Raw genomic sequence first — 17,245 nt, 5'->3', positions numbered from 1 at the left:
CGCGCATCGCCATCGCCATGCATATCGGCGCAATGCGCCAATCCGAATATCACGCCCGTCGGCGAACCTATGGAAAGTGAAAGCACGTCGCGTCAGCAGACGCGCGCAGGCAACGCGTTCGAAGTGCTATGGGTATTCCTGCAAATGGGCTGCACCTGTTTCGGCGGGCCGATTGCGCATCTTGGATATTTCCGCCGCGAATTCGTCGAGCGCCGCCGCTGGCTCGACGATACGACATACACCGATCTGATCGCGCTGTGCCAGTTCCTGCCCGGACCGGCGAGCAGCCAGGTCGGCTTTTCGATTGGCTTGCTGCGCGCGGGATGGCGGGGCGGGCTCGCGGCGTGGCTGGGCTTCACGTTGCCTTCGGCGGTCTTGCTGGCCGGTTACGCGAGCGTTGCGCGACTGCTCGACAACACGCTCGGCAAAGGACTCGTTCACGGGCTGAAACTCGTCGCCGTGGCCGTCGTCGCGCAGGCGATCTGGGATATGGCGCGCCGCCTGTGCCCCGACCGTGCGCGCGCCGCCATCGCGCTCGCCGCGCTCGCGCTGCTGAGCGTGCTCGATACGGTGTACGCGCAGCTTATCGTGATCGGCGGCGGCGCGTTGCTTGGCGTCGTCGCGTGGCGAATGGCGTCTGCATCGTCGGCTTTCGCTGCACAGGCTGCAAGCAGCGCACCCGCCGACGCACACGCATTCGCCTTGCCTCGCGCCGCAAGCGGCATTGCGCTCGTGCTGTTCTTCGCGTTGCTCGCCGGATTGCCCGCACTGGAAGCGCTTCTGCCCGCCACGTGGACCATCAGGATCTTCGACGTGTTCTATCGCTCGGGCGCGCTCGTGTTCGGCGGCGGTCATGTCGTGCTGCCGCTGCTGCAACAGGCGACGGTCGCAAGCGGATGGGTCTCTGCGAATGATTTTCTTGCGGGCTACGGCGCGGCGCAGGCCGTCCCCGGTCCACTCTTCACGTTCGCGTCGTACCTCGGCTGGATGATGAGCCCTTCGTCCGCTCACTGGCTCGGCGCGCTGTGCGCAACCGTCGGCATCTTTCTGCCGGGACTGCTGCTCGTCATCGCCGTGTTGCCGCACTGGCAGGCGCTGAGAACGCGTCCGTCCGTAGCGGCATTGCTTGCGGGCGCGAATGCCGCCGTCGTCGGTCTGCTCGCGAGCGCGTTTTATGCGCCCGTATGGACGAGCGCCGTATTATCGGCAGCCGATTTCGCCGTCGCAGTCGTGTCGCTGTTCTTGCTCACGCGCTGGAACGTGCGGCCTTTGCTCGTCGTGCTGTTGTGCGCAGCGGCGGGAATCGCCGAGACATTCGTGCGTTGAAGCACCGAAACCCGATCGCAACAAGACGCATCGGCCTGCGTCGCCTATAACGGTTAGCGACGCACACGCTTTCATGTCGCCACGACACTATATTCATACGATAAAGACGGCGGCAAGCCGTGCGCACGGACTCTGGATCATCCGGAAAGCACTTCACGCGCATGCTGATTCTTTTCATTGCTCCTGCAGGTCTGTTTCGCGATGGCGTCGCGCGTCTGCTCGGCGATCTGGCCGAGTGCGTCGAAGTGAAATGCGCGGACTTCGCCTCGAACATACTCGACGATGAGCGGGTCGCCGATCTCGTCGTGCTCGACGGCGACAGCGTGCCCGACGCGCTCACCGTAGCGAACGCGTCACAGCGGCTGCAGACAGGACTGCCCGTGCTGGTGCTGCTGACGGCCGTCGATCGGCAGACCGTCGACGAATACGTCGCGGCGGGCGTCGCGGGCCATCTCGACAAATCGGAATCGGGCGAGGCGCTGCTGGATGCGCTGCGTCTTCTGCTCGCGGGCAGCCGCTATCCCGCTTCGACGCCGCTCGCGCTGGACGAAGCAGCGTTGCCTGCGTCCGCGAACGATGCGCGCGCATCCGATGCGCTCGCCGACGAAATGAAAGAACACGTGCTGACGCCGCGTCAGATCCAGGTGCTCGCGCTGGCGGCGCGCGGCGAGACGAACAAGTCGATTGCGAAGCAGTTGAACATCACGGAAGGCACCGTCAAGGTGCACCTGTACACCGTGTACAAGGCGCTGAAGGTCGGCAGTCGCGGGCAGGCGAGCGTGGCGGCTGCGCGGCTGCGGCAGATCGGCGATGCGCAGTTGCATCGCGCGCTCGACGGCCAGCTTTCCGTCGGCAGGCTGCTCGCGTTCACGACGCCCACGCGCTTCAAGTCCGGCGAAGTGCTCTTTCGCAAGAACGATCCCAGCGATGCGCTGTACTACGTCGTGCGCGGCACCGTGAGTCTCGCGGAGATCGATATCGAAGTGGGGCGCGGCGCGATACTCGGCGAGATCGGACTCTTCTCGCCGGACCATCGGCGCACTTGCACCGCGCGCTGCATCAGCGATTGCGAACTGCTGATGGTGTCGGCCACCGACGCGATGCGCCTCTACTACCAGGACCCCGAGTTCGCCACGTATCTGATCCACCTGATCACGCGGCGACTCGAAGCGGACAAGCTGCGCTCGAAAAATTAGTTTCGCTTGCTGCGGTTTATTTACATACGCACTATCAATCGCTATTCCCCGTTCCCGCCATCGAATGACGAACGAGATTTGGAAAAAAAGCCCGTTTTAAACGGTGCATTTTGATCTATAACACATAGCAATCGCACGTCGATCCGAGGTGCCGGGCGCGCATTCCACTGCGCCCGGCAAGACAGGGCGAACCATCCGTTTGTTCGATCAACACTGCGCAGCGCCGCATGGCGCGTGTGCCGCACTTGCATTGCGAGGCATTCGCAGAGTTGCCTCATCGCGATGAAACGGATCATGAGCCGCTAGCAGGTGCTCTTTGAAAAGGCTTGAAGAAAGTGATCACAGATTCTTCCTGCCCATCCGACGGATTGGCGCGCGTCGTCCGCACGGTTCTATTCATGGACCTCGTGGAGTCGTGCCGGCTGATCCAGGACAACGAAGTGGAAGCAGCGGGACGGTGGCGCAAGTTCAAGGCGCACATCGAGAACGACATCGTACCCGCGCATCGCGGACGTCTGATCAGGACGGAAGGCGACGGACTGATGGTCACGTTCGTCGAACTGCGCGATGGACTCGCGGCGACCTTCGAGATCCAGCACGCGTCGGGCGAAGCCAACGCGGGACTGCCGCCGCCGCAGCACATGTTATTGCGTATGTGCCTGCACGTGACGGAGCTTTACGAAGACGAGCGCGACGTCTATGGCCGCGGCGTCAATCTGGCCGCGCGGCTCTATACGCTCGCGGGGCCAGGCGAGATCGTCGTATCGGCGCAGGTGCGGGACCAGCTGACACCCGATCTCGATGCCGACATCGAAGACCTGGGGGAATGCCACGTCAAGCATTTCGAACAGCCCGTGCGCGCGTATCGGATCGGCCCGCCGGGTCCGCGTCCCGTGATCGAACGCGGGACTGCGTTCCTGCCCGAGCTGCGGCCCACGATCGCGGTGATTCCTTTTGCGTCGCGCGGCGGTGAGGCGGGGCAACAGGTGCTCGGCGAAGTGATGGCGGACGAGATCATCTCGTCGCTGTCGCGCACGGCCGAGCTTCAGGTCATCTCGCGTCTGTCGACGACGGCGTTTCGCGAGCGCGATGCGACGCTCGACGAAATCAGCGCGTTTCTCGGCGCGCGTTACGTGCTGTCGGGCGCGTATCGCACGTCGGGCGAGCAGGTCGTGCTGGTCGCCGAACTCGCGGAAGCGAAGTCGCGCCACATTCTGTGGACGGCGAGCATCAAAGGCCGCGCGACGCACATCATGCTCGGCGAAGACGAAATGATCGATCGCATCGTCGCCGAAACGAGTGGCGCGATCATCGATCGCGAGTTGCAGCGCGCGCGCTCGCAGGCGCTGCCGTCGCTCGAAAGCTCGACGCTGCTGATGAGCGCGATCGTGCTGATGCATCGCGGCGTCTCGCATGACTTCAACCGCGCGCGCGACATGCTCGAAGCGCTGATCGAGCGCGCGCGCAGACAGGCCTTGCCGCATGCGTGGCTTGGAAAATGGCACGTACTGCGTTTCAATCGCGGCTGGACCAACGATCGCGCTGCGGAAGCGCAGGCCGCGCTTGGCTGCACGCGCCGCGCGCTCGACGCCGATCCCGAATGCTCGCTCGCGATGACGATCGACGGCTTCGTGCATACGAACCTCCTCAAGCAGCTCGACGTCGGGCAGCAGCGCTACGAAAGCGCGCTCGCGGTCAATCCAAACGATTCGCTTGCGTGGCTGCTCAAAGGCACGCTGCTCGCATTCGAGGGCGAAGGCGATCAAGCCGTCGACGCGACCGAGCGCGCGCTGCGTCTGTCGCCGCTCGATCCGTTGCGCTACTTCTACGAATCGCTGGGCGCGACGGCGGCGCTGTCGGCGGGGCGTTACGAGCGCGCCGTCGAACTCGCGCAGCGCTCGTTGCGCGTAAACCGCACCCATACGTCGACGTTGCGCGCGCTGGCGATCGCGCAATCGCTGCTCGGCGATCTCGATGCCGCGAGATTGACGCTCAACGAAGTGCTCGCGATCGAGCCGACGCTGACGGTCACGCGCTATCTCGAACGCTCGCCGAGCGGCGCGTACAAGACCGGGAGGATATGGTCGGAAGCATTGCGGCAAGCAGGCTTGCCTGCGTAGAAAAAGGTTTGAATGCGGTGCAGGATTCCTGACAGAGGAGGCCTATCGTGAGCGGACTTGGCGGTGCGGGAGGAGCAGGCGGAGCGGGAGGTGCAGGCGGTGCGGGCGGCGCAGGTGGAGCGGGCGGTGCAGGCGTGCCTTCGGGCGGCGGCGGCGCGGGCGGCGTGTACGATGCGGGCGGCGGGTCGGCGGATGGGCCGCTTCTTGCCGGCGCGCTGATCGGGCATCGCGATGGCATTGTCGGCAGCTGGCATCCGCCTGAGCGGGTCACGGTCGATTTCGACAAGCAGAACTTCTGCGCAATCGACGACTATCGTCAGCTATGGCGATGGGAGCCGTGGGTGCGCGCGACGGTGTTCGATTTCGAGCTATTGTCGAATCTGCGCTTCTGGATACAGAACGAGGGGAGCAAGACGCTTGCGTATCCGCAGCTCTCGCACCGGCCGTCGAAGGGCGGCGCGGAAATCGATATCGTGAGCCTGCATCGTCCTGACAAGGACGTTTTCGCGAAGCAGGCCGAATGGCTCGACTTCTATGCGGACCTTCGCGAAGATCGCTCGGCGGAAATACTCTGCCAGATGGGCCCGCAAGTGGCCTTCTGGAGCATGCTGATCTATCTGCATCCGAGCCGCACGCCGAAGACGATCGAACTGCTCGACACGGCAATACGCCTCGCGATTTTCGTCGAGATCCGCTTCAAGCACGCAATCGCGGCGTCACGAGCGCTCGAGTACTCGCAGCAGGTGCAGCCGATGATCCAGACGCCGGGGCACGGCTCGCTGCCGAGCGGCCATTCGACCCAGGCGTTCATCATCGCCGTCGTGCTGTGCGCGCTGTTCAAGCAGGGCCGACATACCGTCTACTACCAGCAGGCGATGCGCCAGGCGTATCGCGTCGCCGTCAATCGAACGGTGGCGGGTGTTCATTTCCCCATCGACAGCATTGCGGGCCATGTGCTCGGCACCGCGCTCGGCGAGTACTTCGTCGCGCGCTGCACGCGCAACCTGAAGAAGCCGGGAGGAAGCGCAAAACGCGATCCTCTCGCGGACGGCAAGATCACATCGCGCGAGTTCAAAGGGCATGTGTTGTCGGCGAAGAGTCCGGACGGCAATCCCGATTTCGATTATCACGAGCCGTTGAGCGACGGCGATGTCGATGCCTACGCGAAGGCGCACAAGATGTCGAAGCCGGCTGTGCTGGCGAAGTTTCCGTTTCTCGGCTGGAAGAAGCCGGGCGCGCCATCCGTCGACGGCTCGAACATCCTGTCGTGGCTGTGGAATCAGGCCGAGAGCGAGTGGAACGGCAACGCCCTCGCGAACACGAAGTTCTAGCGTCTGCATGCTGTTCGAGCGAGGTGGGCGATGACCTGGCAATCGTTGACGGGTAAGGCCGGCGCGTGGAGCGGTCTGGACTGGACTGGGCGCGCGAACGGCATGGCGCGAGCCGACCCGTATCTGGCATGGGCCGATGCGACGCTGTTCGCCGATCTGGGCGGACCGCCTGCGGCCTGGGTGCGCGTCATCATCGAGCTCGAGGAGCATGGGCCCGATGGCACGCCGCTCACGGCACAGTCGTTCGCGGAGAGTCTCGAAAGCACGCACGCGGCGTGGAAAGCGTGGATACGGGTGTCGTCGCTCTATCGCTATCCGCCGCGCGATCTCGAGCAGACGCACTTCCTGACGGCAGCCGTGACGAAGCTGTTCTTTGCGAAGCTCGACACAGCGCTAAAGGGTTTCGTGAAGCGCTTCGAACTCGGCATGCCTGTCGTGCCCGACGATCAGTCTGTTAGCGCATTGCAGGCCACGACGGTGCTCGCGACGGGCACGGGCCCGCGGTTCGCCGCCGCTTCTCAGGCAAAGGCGAAGGCAGCGGACGCGAAGCGCGAGCGCATCGTGTTTCTCGGCGTGATGGACGATGGCCTCGCGTTTGCGCACGAACGCTTTCGTTCTTCCGGCAATCCGTCGGCCACGCGCATCGAATACTTCTGGAATCAGGACGACGCGCCCGGCACACCGCCCGGTCTGCACTACGGGCGCGAACTCTCGAAGGCCGGGATCGACGATATGCTCGCGCGCTACACGCAAGGCGGATTGATCGACGAAGACGCCGTGTATCGGGAGGCGGGCTACATCGGCGTGCGCAAGCGCTGGGCGCACGGCACGGAAGCGCTGGATCTGGCAGGCGGCGTGCGCCCCGGCGATCTGCACGCGGCTTTCCTTCAGCGGCTGGGCGACGACAGGAAGGCGCTCGAGAAAGTGCATCTGATCGGCGTGCAGTTCAAGACGCCTGGGAGAACGGTGCGCGATACGTCGGGACTCTGGTTCGCCACGCACGCGCTCGATGCGATGCGCTATATCCTGCGCCGCGCCGACGATCTCGCACACAGCCACGGCCACGACTACTGCGTGGTGCTCAATCTGAGCTACGGCTATATGGCGGGACCGCATGACGGCAGCTCGATCATCGAAAGAGCCATCGACGAGCTGATCGACCAGCACCGCGATCTGTGCGTCGTCGTGCCCGCTGGAAACAGCAACGTGCTGCGCTGTCACGCGAACATCGAACTCGCGCATGGCGAATCGAGGAGCCTCACATGGCGCGTGTTGCCCGATTGCGCGACGCCCAGTTTTCTGGAGATCTGGTTGCCGGAGCATGCCGATCCGTCGAAGGTCAAGATCCAGGTCTGTCCGCCGACGGGCGATAAAAGCCCCGCCATGTCGGTGAACAATTTCTATGCGTGGCAACCGGGCGGCAACGTGCTGTGCGCATCCGTGTATCTGGACCGCGTCGCGACGGGCGACAACGGAATGATCCTGATCGCGCTTGCGCCCACGCTCACGCGCGATCCTTCGCGCGATGCGACGCCGTCAGGCAACTGGAGCGTGACCGTGTCGAACACGGCGCGCCACGGCGACGCGCTGAACCTGCACGCATGGGTACAGCGCAACGAAACGGCATTTGGCTATCCGATGCGCGGACGCCAGTCGCGCTTCGACGATCCGCTTTACAAGCGCTTCTTCTCGGGCTCGCATGCGAGGGACGTCGACATAGGCAACACGGATTCGTGGATAAGGCGCAGCGGCACATTGAATTCGATCGCGACGGGCGACTATACCGTCGTCGTTGGCGCGTATCGGCGCACGGACGGCAAGGCGGCGCTCTATTCATCGACGGGACCTTCGCTTCGCACGAAGCAGAGAAACGGCCCCGATGCGACTGCCGTCAGCGAGGACTCGCCCGCCTGCGCGGGCGTGCTCGGCGCGAGCACGCGCAGCGGAAGTCTCGCCGCGATCTCGGGGACGAGCGCGGCCGCGCCGCAAGTGTCGCGTCTATTCGCGCAAGCGAAGGTGAGGGGCGACGCCGTGGTCCTCACGCCGATGACGGCAGCGAAGAATGCGATGAAGAATGTGGCGAAGACTGCCGCGAAAAATGCGTCGAAGAAAGCAGCGAAGGTCGCGCCGACGACGATGAATCCTCTCGCGAGCCGCAACTGGATCGCGCAGAAAGCGGCCAATGAAGACCCGGCCAAGCTGGGCGCATCGCCGCATGTGCTTGCCGGCACCTGCCCCGGCACGGAACGCCCGCCTACCGTGCCCGTCGGAGAGCATGCATGGCTGCGGAGAATGCCGGCGGAGCGGGGCGGCGCAGGTCGCTTCAAGTCGCGCCGATCGAAGAAGCGCGGCATCGATTCATAACGGGAACATGCAGCGGGGCCTGTCATCGCTGACAGGCCCCGCTTCGTGCCGTGCTTTCGAACAGCATGCAACCGCGTCGCTCAGTTGCCGCCCTTGAAGAGTTCGTTCAGGCGCGCGGCTTCGCCGTTCTGTTGCGAGCGTACGAGATCCTGATAGACCTCACCGCGCGTCTTTCCGTGCGAGATAGCCGAACCGCCCGACATCGTCGTTGCCGACATGCCGGGGCCTTCGGAGTTGACGACGGTTTCGGGCGTCGTGGGCGTCGAGGTGGCCGTGTTGGTGGGGCTTTCCTGCGCATACGCTTGCAATGCTGACAGGCAGAGCGCGCCGCCGCAGAGGATGAGCATCGTCTTCATTTGAGTCTCCTTCGAACAATTGCAGCGCATTACGCGGTTGCGCCGGACCGAGACGAAAGCGTGGGTCGCATTCGAAGAACGCGGACGGCCACGCCGACCTTTAGACGTGCACAACCATCAGAATCTGTGGCAAGACAGGATTGAATTCGTTGACACGTAGTCAGCCTCGCGAAAGCTCGGCCATGCGAAAGATGACTGTGCGGCCACGCGGCTTGAACCCAGTATGGTTTTCGCACGCGCGCAGGCCTATATGACTTTGGTGGTAAGCGGGAATATAAAGCGGGCGCGCTTCAACTACTTCCACGCGTAGCGCAAGCCGATCCACACGCCGCGCGGCGCGCCGATACCGAGGAACTGGTCGTTGGTGACATTGTTCGGATCAAATGTATGGTTTGGCCCGTTGAAGAAGTTCTCGCCGAGAATCGCAAAATTCGAATAGTGCTTGTTCAGCAGATTCTTGACGGTCGCGAATACCTGTAGCTGCTTCGTGACGTTGTACGTCGTATCGAGATCGATCAGGAAGTAGCCGGCCACTGCGCCGTTCACATCCTGATTGTTCTCGTCGCCGCGCGCAAAGATGCTGCCGCGGTACGTGAAGTTCGTGCCGATGTTCCACTTCGCGATCGGCGTGTAGTCGACGCGCAGCTTCACGGTATTGGCGGGAATGCCCGGAATGCGGTCGCCCGGCCTCACTGTGATGTTGCCGTTCGTGTCGGCGCTCGAATTGCTCGCGCTGCTTTCCGTCCACGTCGATTGATAGGTTGCGTTCACATAGCTATAACTCGCGCTCACGCCGACGGGGCCATACTTCGTGCGAGCCGCAAGCTCGACGCCTTGACGGCGCGTCTTGCCGACGTTCTGAAAGAAGCCGAGCGTGCTGGATGCGCCATTGCTGCTGACGAACTGAATGTCGTCGTCGAGCATCGTGCGATAGAGCGCCGCGCTCCATGTCGTGTTGCTGCCGAGCCTTCCGCGCGCGCCGATTTCGAACGTCTTCGAGATCACGGGCTTCAGAGCCGGGTCGGCGATGAAGTCGTTCGGCAACGAACATGGCGCGCTCGGGTCCGCGCACGCGAGTTCGATCGACGTCGGCGAGCGCATGCCTTCGTTGTAGGTCGCATAGGCGGTGAAGTTGTCGGTCGGATTCCAGTTGATGCCGACCGCGGGATTGAAGCGCGAGAACACATGGCGGCCATCGAGCAGCGGCTGCTCGCCGCTCTCGTCGCCGATCGTCGTGCGCGACCAGTTGTAGCGGCCCGCAAGCGTCATCGACCATTGCTCGTTGAACGAGAATGTGTCGTTGAAATAGATGCCGTATGTTTCGTTGCGCGTCTTCGCATCGGTGGCCGGCACGAACGGACCGGTGCCGATCGTCGCGCGCGTGTCGGTGAAGAACGCATCTTGCGACGACTGCGCGAAATGCGAGTTCGCCAGATCGGCGGCCACGCCGAGCACCAGTTCGTTGCGCTTGCCGAAGAGCTGTTGCAGCAGCGACAGTTGCAGGCTGCCGCCATAGCTTTCGGTGAAGATCGTCGACTGCAGGTTGGTCGCGGGCGGCACATCGTCGGGATCGAAGTCGTCGTTGACGTTGCTGCTCACGTTCTCGTTGCGGTAGTGGCGATAGTAGAGATTGCCACTCAACTGGATATTGGGCGTGAAGTAGTGCTCGCCCGCGATCGTCAGATAGCCGACCTCGTTCCTGTTCTGGTCCGGAAACGTGTAAGCCTGCGAACGGTTGTCGAGGAACGAGCGCGGAATCGTCTGCGAGCCGTCGAGCGTGTTGTCCGCAGCGCCCGCCGAGATCGACAGCGTGTTGTCGGCATCGTGATAGCGCAGCTTGCCGAATGCCTGGCGCAGACGGCTGCCGTTGTGATCGGCCCAGCCGTCGTCGCTGGTCGCGTTCGCCGTGAAGTAGTAGTCGAGGTTGCTGCCGATCATCCCGCCTTGCTGGATCTGCGCGCTCTTGCGTCCCCACGAGCCGCCGCTGATCTCGGCCTCGCCGCCCGGCGCCGTGCTGCCGTTTTTCGTGGTGATCGCGATCGTGCCGCCGAGCGTGTTGAGGCCGAAGGTTGGATTCGAGCCGGGAATCAGCTGGATCGTTTCAATTGCGGCTTGCGGTATCAGGTCCCAGTTGACGACGTCGCCGAACGGCTCGTTGACGCGCACGCCGTCGAGAAACACGGACAGCCCTTGCGGCGTGCCGACGAGTGGCGAAGCGGTGAAGCCGCGATAGCTGATGTCGACCTGCGACGGGTTGCCTTGCGCATCGTTGATATCGACGCTTTGAAGGTTGCTCGCGAAGTAGTCGGTGAGCGTGTTCCGATGCTGTCCGGCGATCTCGCGGCCGCGTATGGTCTGCACGTTCGCGGGCACGAGCTCGATGGCCGTGCCGATGCCGACGAGCGGCGTCGTGCCGATTACGAGGATCGACGGCTGTTCGGTTTCCTGCGGAGGGCTCTGGTTTTGCGCCACCTGTTGCGACTCGATTTGAGCCGTGTTTGATCGCGCTTCCTCCGTTGTCGCTTCCTGCGCGCTGTTGGCCGTTGTCGTGGTTTCCTGCGACCATGCGGCTGCGCAGAGACTCGCCAGCGCGCCGCCGACTACGAGCTGAAAAGCGCCGTTGCGCGGATGCAGGCGCGCGCGCCGCGATGTGCGCCGCGTAGGTTTCATGGTTGTCGACTCCAGCGGGTTGTTCTAGCCTTGTCAGCAGCGGCAGATCGTTCGGGCTGCGCATGAATGCCCGGTTTGCTGCTTTGCCGTTCCATGCAGAGTCGCATATGAAGGGCGTCTATCGCCCGGGAAGCTTTCCCGATTCTTTCGGGAAGCCTTCCCTGACGTATCGACGACGCGAAAAGCGCCCGCCGGATGAGTAGAATGAGTCACTGCTTCCACCGATACGCTCATGCCCGAAGCCCTCTCTTCAGTGAATCCGGCCAACCCGGCGCCTGACCCGCGGCAAGCAGCGAGCGCGAAGCAAGCGCTCGCCGCGCAACAGCACGCGACGCCATCGCGTGAGGAAGGCCGCGCGAAAAATCACGCGAAAGGTCACGGCCGAGCAAAAGATTCGCACTCGGCCGCATGGACCGAGTTCGCGTGCGTCGTGATGCTGACGGCGATCGTCTGGGCACTGTGTTCGACGTTCGACGTCAGCGAACTGGCGTATCGCTGGAGCCGCAATGCCGAGCGCTATCAGCTCGACGAATTGCCCGTCACGATGTTCGTGCTCGCGGCGGGCTGTGCGTGGTTCGCGTGGCGGCGCTATCGGGAATCGCAGAGGGAATTGCTGCGCAGACGCGCAGCGGAGGAGGAGGCCGAGCGGCTGCTCGCCGACAACCGGCGCCTCGCGAGTGAACGCATTGAAGCGCAGGAAGCGGAGCGCCGTCATCTCGCGCGTGAGCTGCATGACGAACTGGGCCAGTACCTGAATGCAATCGCGCTCGATGCAGCGCGGATTCGCGATCTGTCGGCGGATCGCGAGCCCGAAATTCATCGCACGTCGCTTGACGTGATGCAAAGCGCGAGCTTCGTCTACCGGCAGATCGGCGGGATGATCCGCAAGCTGCGGCCCATCGGCCTCGATGAACTGGGCTTGCCGAGCGCGCTTGAGCATTGCGTCGAAGGCTGGCGCGAGCGGCTGCCCGATGCATCGTTCAAGCTCACGATCGACGGCGAATTCGACGGCTTCACCGACGCGCTCAACATCACGCTCTACCGCTTCGTGCAGGAAGCGCTGACGAACGTGTCGAAGTTCGCGCGCGAGTCGAGCGTCGAGATCTATCTGGTGAGAGCGCCGCTGGATGGCGAGCGCGGCGGCGAAATCGTCGTGACGGTCGCCGACGATGGCCCTGGCACTGATCTGTCGAAGCCTCGCGCGGGGCTAGGTCTTGTCGGCATGCGCGAGCGCGTCGAGGCGCTCGGTGGCGAGTTTCATCTGGCGAGCGAGCCGGGAAGAGGCTTTCTGCTATGCGCCCGCGTGCCGCCTCATGTCGGGCTGCCCGAGCCCAGCGTACTGAGCGTTCCCATCGAACCCGGCGAGCCGAAAAGCTCGTGAGGCGCGGCGAGTTCGGAGAACTGAAGCCCGAGACGTTGCGCGATCTGCACGAGCTGCACGCCGTTGTTCGCGCCGAACTTTTGCCGGATCGCGGACTGATGATTCGCAATCGTCTTCTGGCTCAGGCCGAGCCGTTCGGCGATCACGGGCAGCGTATAGCCCTGCACGAGCAGACGCAGCACTTCGAATTCGCGCGCGGACAACTGACGTCCCGGCGGTCCTTCGTTGAACATCGTCCGCAACGCGAGCGCGTGCGAGACGTCCGCGCTCAGATAGCGCACGCGCCGCGCGACGGCGCGCACGGCTTCGACGAGCACATCGGGTGCGCTCGCCTTCGTCACGTAGCCGCTTGCGCCCGCATCGAACGCGCGGCGCACGAAAAGCGCCTCTTCGTGAACGCTGAAGATAAGCACGCGCGCATCGGGTTCGCGCGCGAGCATCCGGCGCATTGCTTCGATGCCGCTTGCGCCCGGCATCGCAAGATCCATCACGACGACATCCGGCTGCAACGCGCAGAAGCGCTGGTAAGCCTGCATCGCGTCGGCCGCTTCGCCCGCGACGCGCACGTCGGGGCTCAGTTCTAGCAGACGTCGATAGCCTTCGCGCACGACGGCGTGATCGTCGACGAGAAGCACGGAGATGGCAGACGTCGTCATGATCGCGTTTTCTCTCTTTGCGTCGTTGTCATCGTTGGCGTAGCGCCGCCTTGTGCATCGCTAACGACTCGCCGTGAGTTCGCATCGTTGCGGAACATGACGGGCTGTTCGTCGGGTGCAAGCGCCGCGCCGCGTCGGGCCGCGTCGCGCACCACGTTCACGACCTGCTCGTGATGCTCCGACTTGTCGCAGACGGGATCGGCATTGGCGGCGTCGTGTGTCAGCAGATACGCCTGGCAGCGGCAGCCGCCGAGGTCTTTGGCCTTTTCGTCGCAACTGCGGCACGGCTCCTTCATCCATTCGAAGCCGCGAAAGCGGTTGAACGCGTCGCTCGCGTACCAGATGTCGGCGAGCGGCATGTCCTTCACGTTAGGAAATGTGAGACCGGGGAGCGAGCGTGCCGAATGGCAGGGCAGCGCGGCGCCATCGGGCGCGACGCCGAGGAACACCGAGCCCCAGCCGTTCATGCAGCGTTTGGGCCGCGTTTCGAAGTAGTCGGGCACGACGAAGAAGATCCTGCAGCGGTTGCCGATTTCCTTGCGATACCGCTCGACGACGGCTTCCGCTTCGCGCAGCTGCTCGGCCGTCGGCATCAGTTGCGCGCGATTCGCGTGCGCCCAGCCGTAGTACTGCGTGTTCGCAAGCTCCAGATATTCGGCGCCCATCGCGAGCGCCATGTCGATGATCTTGTCGACGTGCGGCAGGTTGTAGCGATGCAGCACACAGTTGAGCACCATCGGAAAGCCGTGTGCCTTGATCGAGCGCGCGACGCGGTTTTTCAGGTCGAACGTGCGCGTGCTGCTCAGAAAGTCGTTCAGCTCCTGGGTCGAATCCTGAAACGACAACTGGATGTGATCGAGCCCGTTTGCCTTCAGCACGCCGAGCCGCGCATCCGTCAAGCCGACGCCGGATGTGATCAGGTTCGTATAGAAGCCGAGCCTGTGCGCTTCGGCGACGAGTTCTTCGAGATCGTCGCGCATCAGCGGCTCGCCGCCTGAAAAGCCGAGTTGCGCGGCGCCGAGCTTGCGGGCCTCGCGCAAGACGTTGATCCATTGCGCGGTGCTCAGCTCGTCGCGATGATCGGTGTAGTCGACCGGGTTGTAGCAGAACGCGCAATGCAGCGGACAGCGGTACGTCAGTTCCGCCAGCAACCACAACGGCGGGCCGACGTCGCTGCGCGCCGCCTGCTGTCCCTGCTCCCGTTCTGCAATCGCGAGATCGCTCATGCTGTCACTCCAGCCAGCCACGCGAGCGCGCGTGGTCGACGAATGCCTGGACTTCGGGCGCGAGGCCCGTCGCGTTGAACGCCTGTTCGAGTTCGGCGACGAGCGTCGGCATGTCGCGCGTGCCGTCACAACGCAACAGGATTTGCGCGGCGCTCTGGTTCAGCTTCACCATGCCCTCGGGATACAGCAGCACATGCGCATCCTGCGCCGGTTCCCATTGCAGACGGAACAGGCTGCTGAGCTTTGGGCCGCGCTTTTCTTCGCCTTGCGCGGCGCTGTCGTGCGGAGTGTTCGTGGGTGCGTTCATGCGGGGAAAGCCTTCTCGATTGCGTCGAGCATGGTCCACAGGATGTCGAGCTTGAACTGCAGAATGTCGAGCGCGCGTTCCTGTTGCTCGCGCGTGCGGAAATGATCGAGCGTGACGGCGAGGCCATGTTCGACATCACGCTGCGCAAGCGAAATGCGCGAGCGGAAATACGCGAGTCCTTCGGGCTTGATCCACGGATAGTGCTCGGGCCACGTGGAAAGCCTGTCCTTATGAATTTGCGGCGCGAAGATTTCCGTCAGCGACGAGCAGACGGCTTCCTGCCACGGCGCGCGGCGCGCGAAATTCACATATGCGTCGACGGCGAAGCGCACGCCGGGCACCACATGTTCGAGCGACCACAGTTCGTCGCGCGACAGGCCGACGGCATCGCCCAGGCGCGCCCACGTCTCGATGCCGCCTTCGTCGTCGCCGTAGCCGTCGTGATCGAGAATGCGCAGCACCCAGCGGCGACGCGTCGCGCGGTCGGGGCAGTTGGAGAGAATCGCGGCATCCTTCAGCGGAATGTTGATCTGATAGTAGAAGCGGTTCGCGACCCAGCCGCGAATCTGCTCGCGCGAGCATCCGCCGCTGTTCATCTTCACGTTGAACGGGTGATGAATGTGATACGCCTGACCCTTCGCGCGCAACTGCGCTTCGAATTCGTCGCGGGTCCATGCGGGGCCGGTGTCGCTCTTGAGAGTCATCGATCGCTTCTCCGTTTCCATGTCTGTGCCGGCAGCATGCTGGCAGGGCGCCGCTGCCTACAGTTCGAACAGCATCCCGTCGTGCGCGACTTCGATGCCGTGCTGCGCGAGGATGCGCCGCTCGGGACCATCGTCGATCAGAATCGGGTTCGTGTTGTTGATATGTATTAGCACCTTTCGCGCGTTCGGCCTATCGAGCGAATCCAGCACGTCGATCATGCCGCCCGCGCCCGTTTGCGCGAGATGGCCCATGTCGGCGGCCGTTTTCTTCGACAGTCCCAGCTCGATCATTTCGTCGTTCGTCCACGTCGTGCCGTCGACGAGCAGCAGATCGGCGCTGCGCATTGCCTCGCGGATGTGCGGTTCGAGCACGCCGAGACCCGGCGCGTAGAACACGCGCTTGCCTGAATCGGGCGCGGTGAGCAGCAGGCCGATGTTGTCGCCGCGCTCCGGCGCCGCGCGATGCGGCGAGTAGGGCGGCGCCTTGCTCGACAGCGGCAGCGCCTCGATGCGCACGCCGGGCAGCGCGCCGATTTCGAATGGGCCCGCATCGAGCGTAATCGTGTGGCGCTCGGTGCGGCAGTAGTGCGACAGGATCGATACGATCGGAAAGCCCGTCGACAGGTCTTGCCACACGGCCTCGGTCGCATGCAGCACGAGCGGCGCGCTGTTCTCGCGCAGCATCAGGAGGCCCGTCACGTGATCGATCTGCGCATCCATCAGCAGCACGGCGGCGATGCCAGTATCGCGGGCATGGCGCGCGGGCTGCATCTCAGGATTCGCGGCGATCTGCGCGAGGATATCGGGCGACGCGTTCACGAGCAGCCACGCGATGCCGTCGACGCTGACGGCAATCGACGACTGCGTGCGCCGCCGCGCGTTGAGCGTGCCCTTGCGCACGCCGTCGCAGTTGTGGCAGTTGCAGTTCCATTGCGGAAAGCCGCCGCCCGCCGACGAACCGAGCACCTTGATCTTCATTGTCCGCAGGCTCCTCAATATGCCCCGAAAAAGCGCTTCAACCGACGAGCATCCCGTGTCATGGCAGCATCCTGCGCAACAGTCCGTCGCGGTCGATCAGCTGATGCTTGATCGCGCCCGCGACGTGCAGCGCGATCAACGCGATGAAGATCCATGCGGCGATCTCATGAATGCCGAACCACAACTCGCGCATCGGCTTGTCGTCCCAGCCCCACTTCGGCAGCAGGATGCCCCAGAAGCGCGTGCCGTACGTGTTGAACGACGAGCCCAGATAGCCCGTCACCGGCATCGCGATCATCGAAACGTATAAAAGAACCTGCGTGGCGCTCGCGGCGGCGCGTTGCCACGCTCGCATCGGCGGCAACGGCGGCCTGCCGGATACCATGAGAACTCCGATGCGGATCAGCACCAGCAGGAAAATCGTCAAGCCTAGCGACTTGTGAAAGTTGATCAGCGTGGCCTTGAAGGGCAAGCCGCGCGGCAAGCCGACCATGTACAGGCCGATCGCCAGCATCGCGATGATGCCGAACGCGATCAGCCAGTGCAGCACGATCAGCGGCATTGCGTAGCGCCTTGGCGCTTCCCTTTCCGTGCGCGCGACGTCGGTCGAGCGTGTGGCGTTCATGATGT

General features: G+C 63.8%; 14 protein-coding genes. 6 read left to right on the top strand and 8 right to left on the bottom strand.

Annotated features, from left to right (window positions below; genetic code table 11):
* Window positions 1–69: 69 nt before the first annotated feature.
* The 5 genes from chrA (at window position 70) to AABE10_RS16820 (ending at window position 8,337) form a co-directional block, all read left to right on the top strand.
* A complete protein-coding gene (chrA, locus tag AABE10_RS16840) occupies window positions 70–1,326 on the top strand; it encodes a chromate efflux transporter (protein ID WP_342934394.1) in 1,257 nt (418 codons plus the stop codon).
* Between the two features lie 161 nt (window positions 1,327–1,487).
* A complete protein-coding gene (locus AABE10_RS16835) occupies window positions 1,488–2,522 on the top strand; it encodes a LuxR C-terminal-related transcriptional regulator (protein WP_342934393.1) in 1,035 nt (344 codons plus the stop codon).
* 398 nt (window positions 2,523–2,920) lie between these two features.
* Window positions 2,921–4,642 (top strand): adenylate/guanylate cyclase domain-containing protein, encoded by a 1,722-nt coding sequence (locus AABE10_RS16830; RefSeq protein WP_342934392.1) that lies wholly within the window; start codon window positions 2,921–2,923, stop codon window positions 4,640–4,642.
* Window positions 4,643–4,689: 47 nt separating this feature from the next.
* Complete coding sequence (locus AABE10_RS16825) at window positions 4,690–5,973, top strand: phosphatase PAP2 family protein (RefSeq protein ID WP_342934391.1); 1,284 nt, start codon at window positions 4,690–4,692, stop codon at window positions 5,971–5,973.
* Between the two features lie 30 nt (window positions 5,974–6,003).
* On the top strand, window positions 6,004–8,337 hold the full coding sequence (locus AABE10_RS16820; RefSeq protein ID WP_342934390.1) for a S8 family serine peptidase: 2,334 nt from the start codon (window positions 6,004–6,006) through the stop codon (window positions 8,335–8,337).
* An 80-nt stretch (window positions 8,338–8,417) separates the two neighbouring features.
* On the opposite strand, the gene AABE10_RS16815 is transcribed toward AABE10_RS16820, so the two are convergent.
* Together AABE10_RS16815 and AABE10_RS16810 are read right to left on the bottom strand one after the other, a co-directional pair.
* On the bottom strand, window positions 8,418–8,693 hold the full coding sequence (locus tag AABE10_RS16815) for a hypothetical protein (protein ID WP_342934389.1): 276 nt from the start codon (window positions 8,691–8,693) through the stop codon (window positions 8,418–8,420).
* Window positions 8,694–8,987: 294 nt separating this feature from the next.
* On the bottom strand, window positions 8,988–11,363 hold the full coding sequence (locus AABE10_RS16810) for a TonB-dependent receptor (protein WP_342934388.1): 2,376 nt from the start codon (window positions 11,361–11,363) through the stop codon (window positions 8,988–8,990).
* A 433-nt stretch (window positions 11,364–11,796) separates the two neighbouring features.
* Between AABE10_RS16810 and AABE10_RS16805 the strand changes: the two genes are divergently transcribed.
* The gene (locus tag AABE10_RS16805) at window positions 11,797–12,744 is read left to right on the top strand and encodes a sensor histidine kinase (protein WP_342934444.1); all 948 of its coding nucleotides are present in this window, start codon (window positions 11,797–11,799) and stop codon (window positions 12,742–12,744) included.
* On the opposite strand, the gene AABE10_RS16800 is transcribed toward AABE10_RS16805, so the two are convergent.
* The 6 genes from AABE10_RS16800 to AABE10_RS16775 are packed head-to-tail and all read right to left on the bottom strand — an operon-like array spanning window position 12,675 to window position 17,240.
* Entirely contained in the window at window positions 12,675–13,400 is a 726-nt protein-coding gene (locus AABE10_RS16800; protein ID WP_342934387.1) for a response regulator transcription factor, read from the bottom strand. The two genes, AABE10_RS16805 and AABE10_RS16800, sit on opposite strands and share 70 nt — an antisense overlap.
* Window positions 13,397–14,626 (bottom strand): pyrroloquinoline quinone biosynthesis protein PqqE, encoded by a 1,230-nt coding sequence (gene pqqE / locus AABE10_RS16795; RefSeq protein WP_342934386.1) that lies wholly within the window; start codon window positions 14,624–14,626, stop codon window positions 13,397–13,399. Before pqqE ends, AABE10_RS16800 begins: the two co-directional genes overlap by 4 nt.
* A gap of 4 nt (window positions 14,627–14,630) precedes the next feature.
* Window positions 14,631–14,933, bottom strand: a complete 303-nt coding sequence (gene pqqD, locus AABE10_RS16790) for a pyrroloquinoline quinone biosynthesis peptide chaperone PqqD (protein ID WP_342934385.1) — start codon at window positions 14,931–14,933, stop codon at window positions 14,631–14,633.
* Window positions 14,930–15,637 (bottom strand): pyrroloquinoline-quinone synthase PqqC, encoded by a 708-nt coding sequence (gene pqqC, locus AABE10_RS16785; protein WP_342934384.1) that lies wholly within the window; start codon window positions 15,635–15,637, stop codon window positions 14,930–14,932. The genes pqqD and pqqC overlap by 4 nt, the downstream gene beginning before the upstream one ends.
* A gap of 57 nt (window positions 15,638–15,694) precedes the next feature.
* Window positions 15,695–16,615, bottom strand: a complete 921-nt coding sequence (pqqB, locus tag AABE10_RS16780) for a pyrroloquinoline quinone biosynthesis protein PqqB (protein ID WP_342934383.1) — start codon at window positions 16,613–16,615, stop codon at window positions 15,695–15,697.
* Window positions 16,616–16,673: 58 nt separating this feature from the next.
* Window positions 16,674–17,240, bottom strand: a complete 567-nt coding sequence (locus AABE10_RS16775) for a cytochrome b (protein ID WP_342934382.1) — start codon at window positions 17,238–17,240, stop codon at window positions 16,674–16,676.
* Window positions 17,241–17,245 lie beyond the last annotated feature (5 nt).

This window comes from Paraburkholderia diazotrophica, assembly GCF_038900755.1.
Classification (GTDB): Bacteria; Pseudomonadota; Gammaproteobacteria; order Burkholderiales; family Burkholderiaceae; genus Paraburkholderia; species Paraburkholderia diazotrophica_A.
Note: the sequence above shows the minus strand (reverse complement) of the source record. Positions and strands in the feature narration are given on the sequence as shown.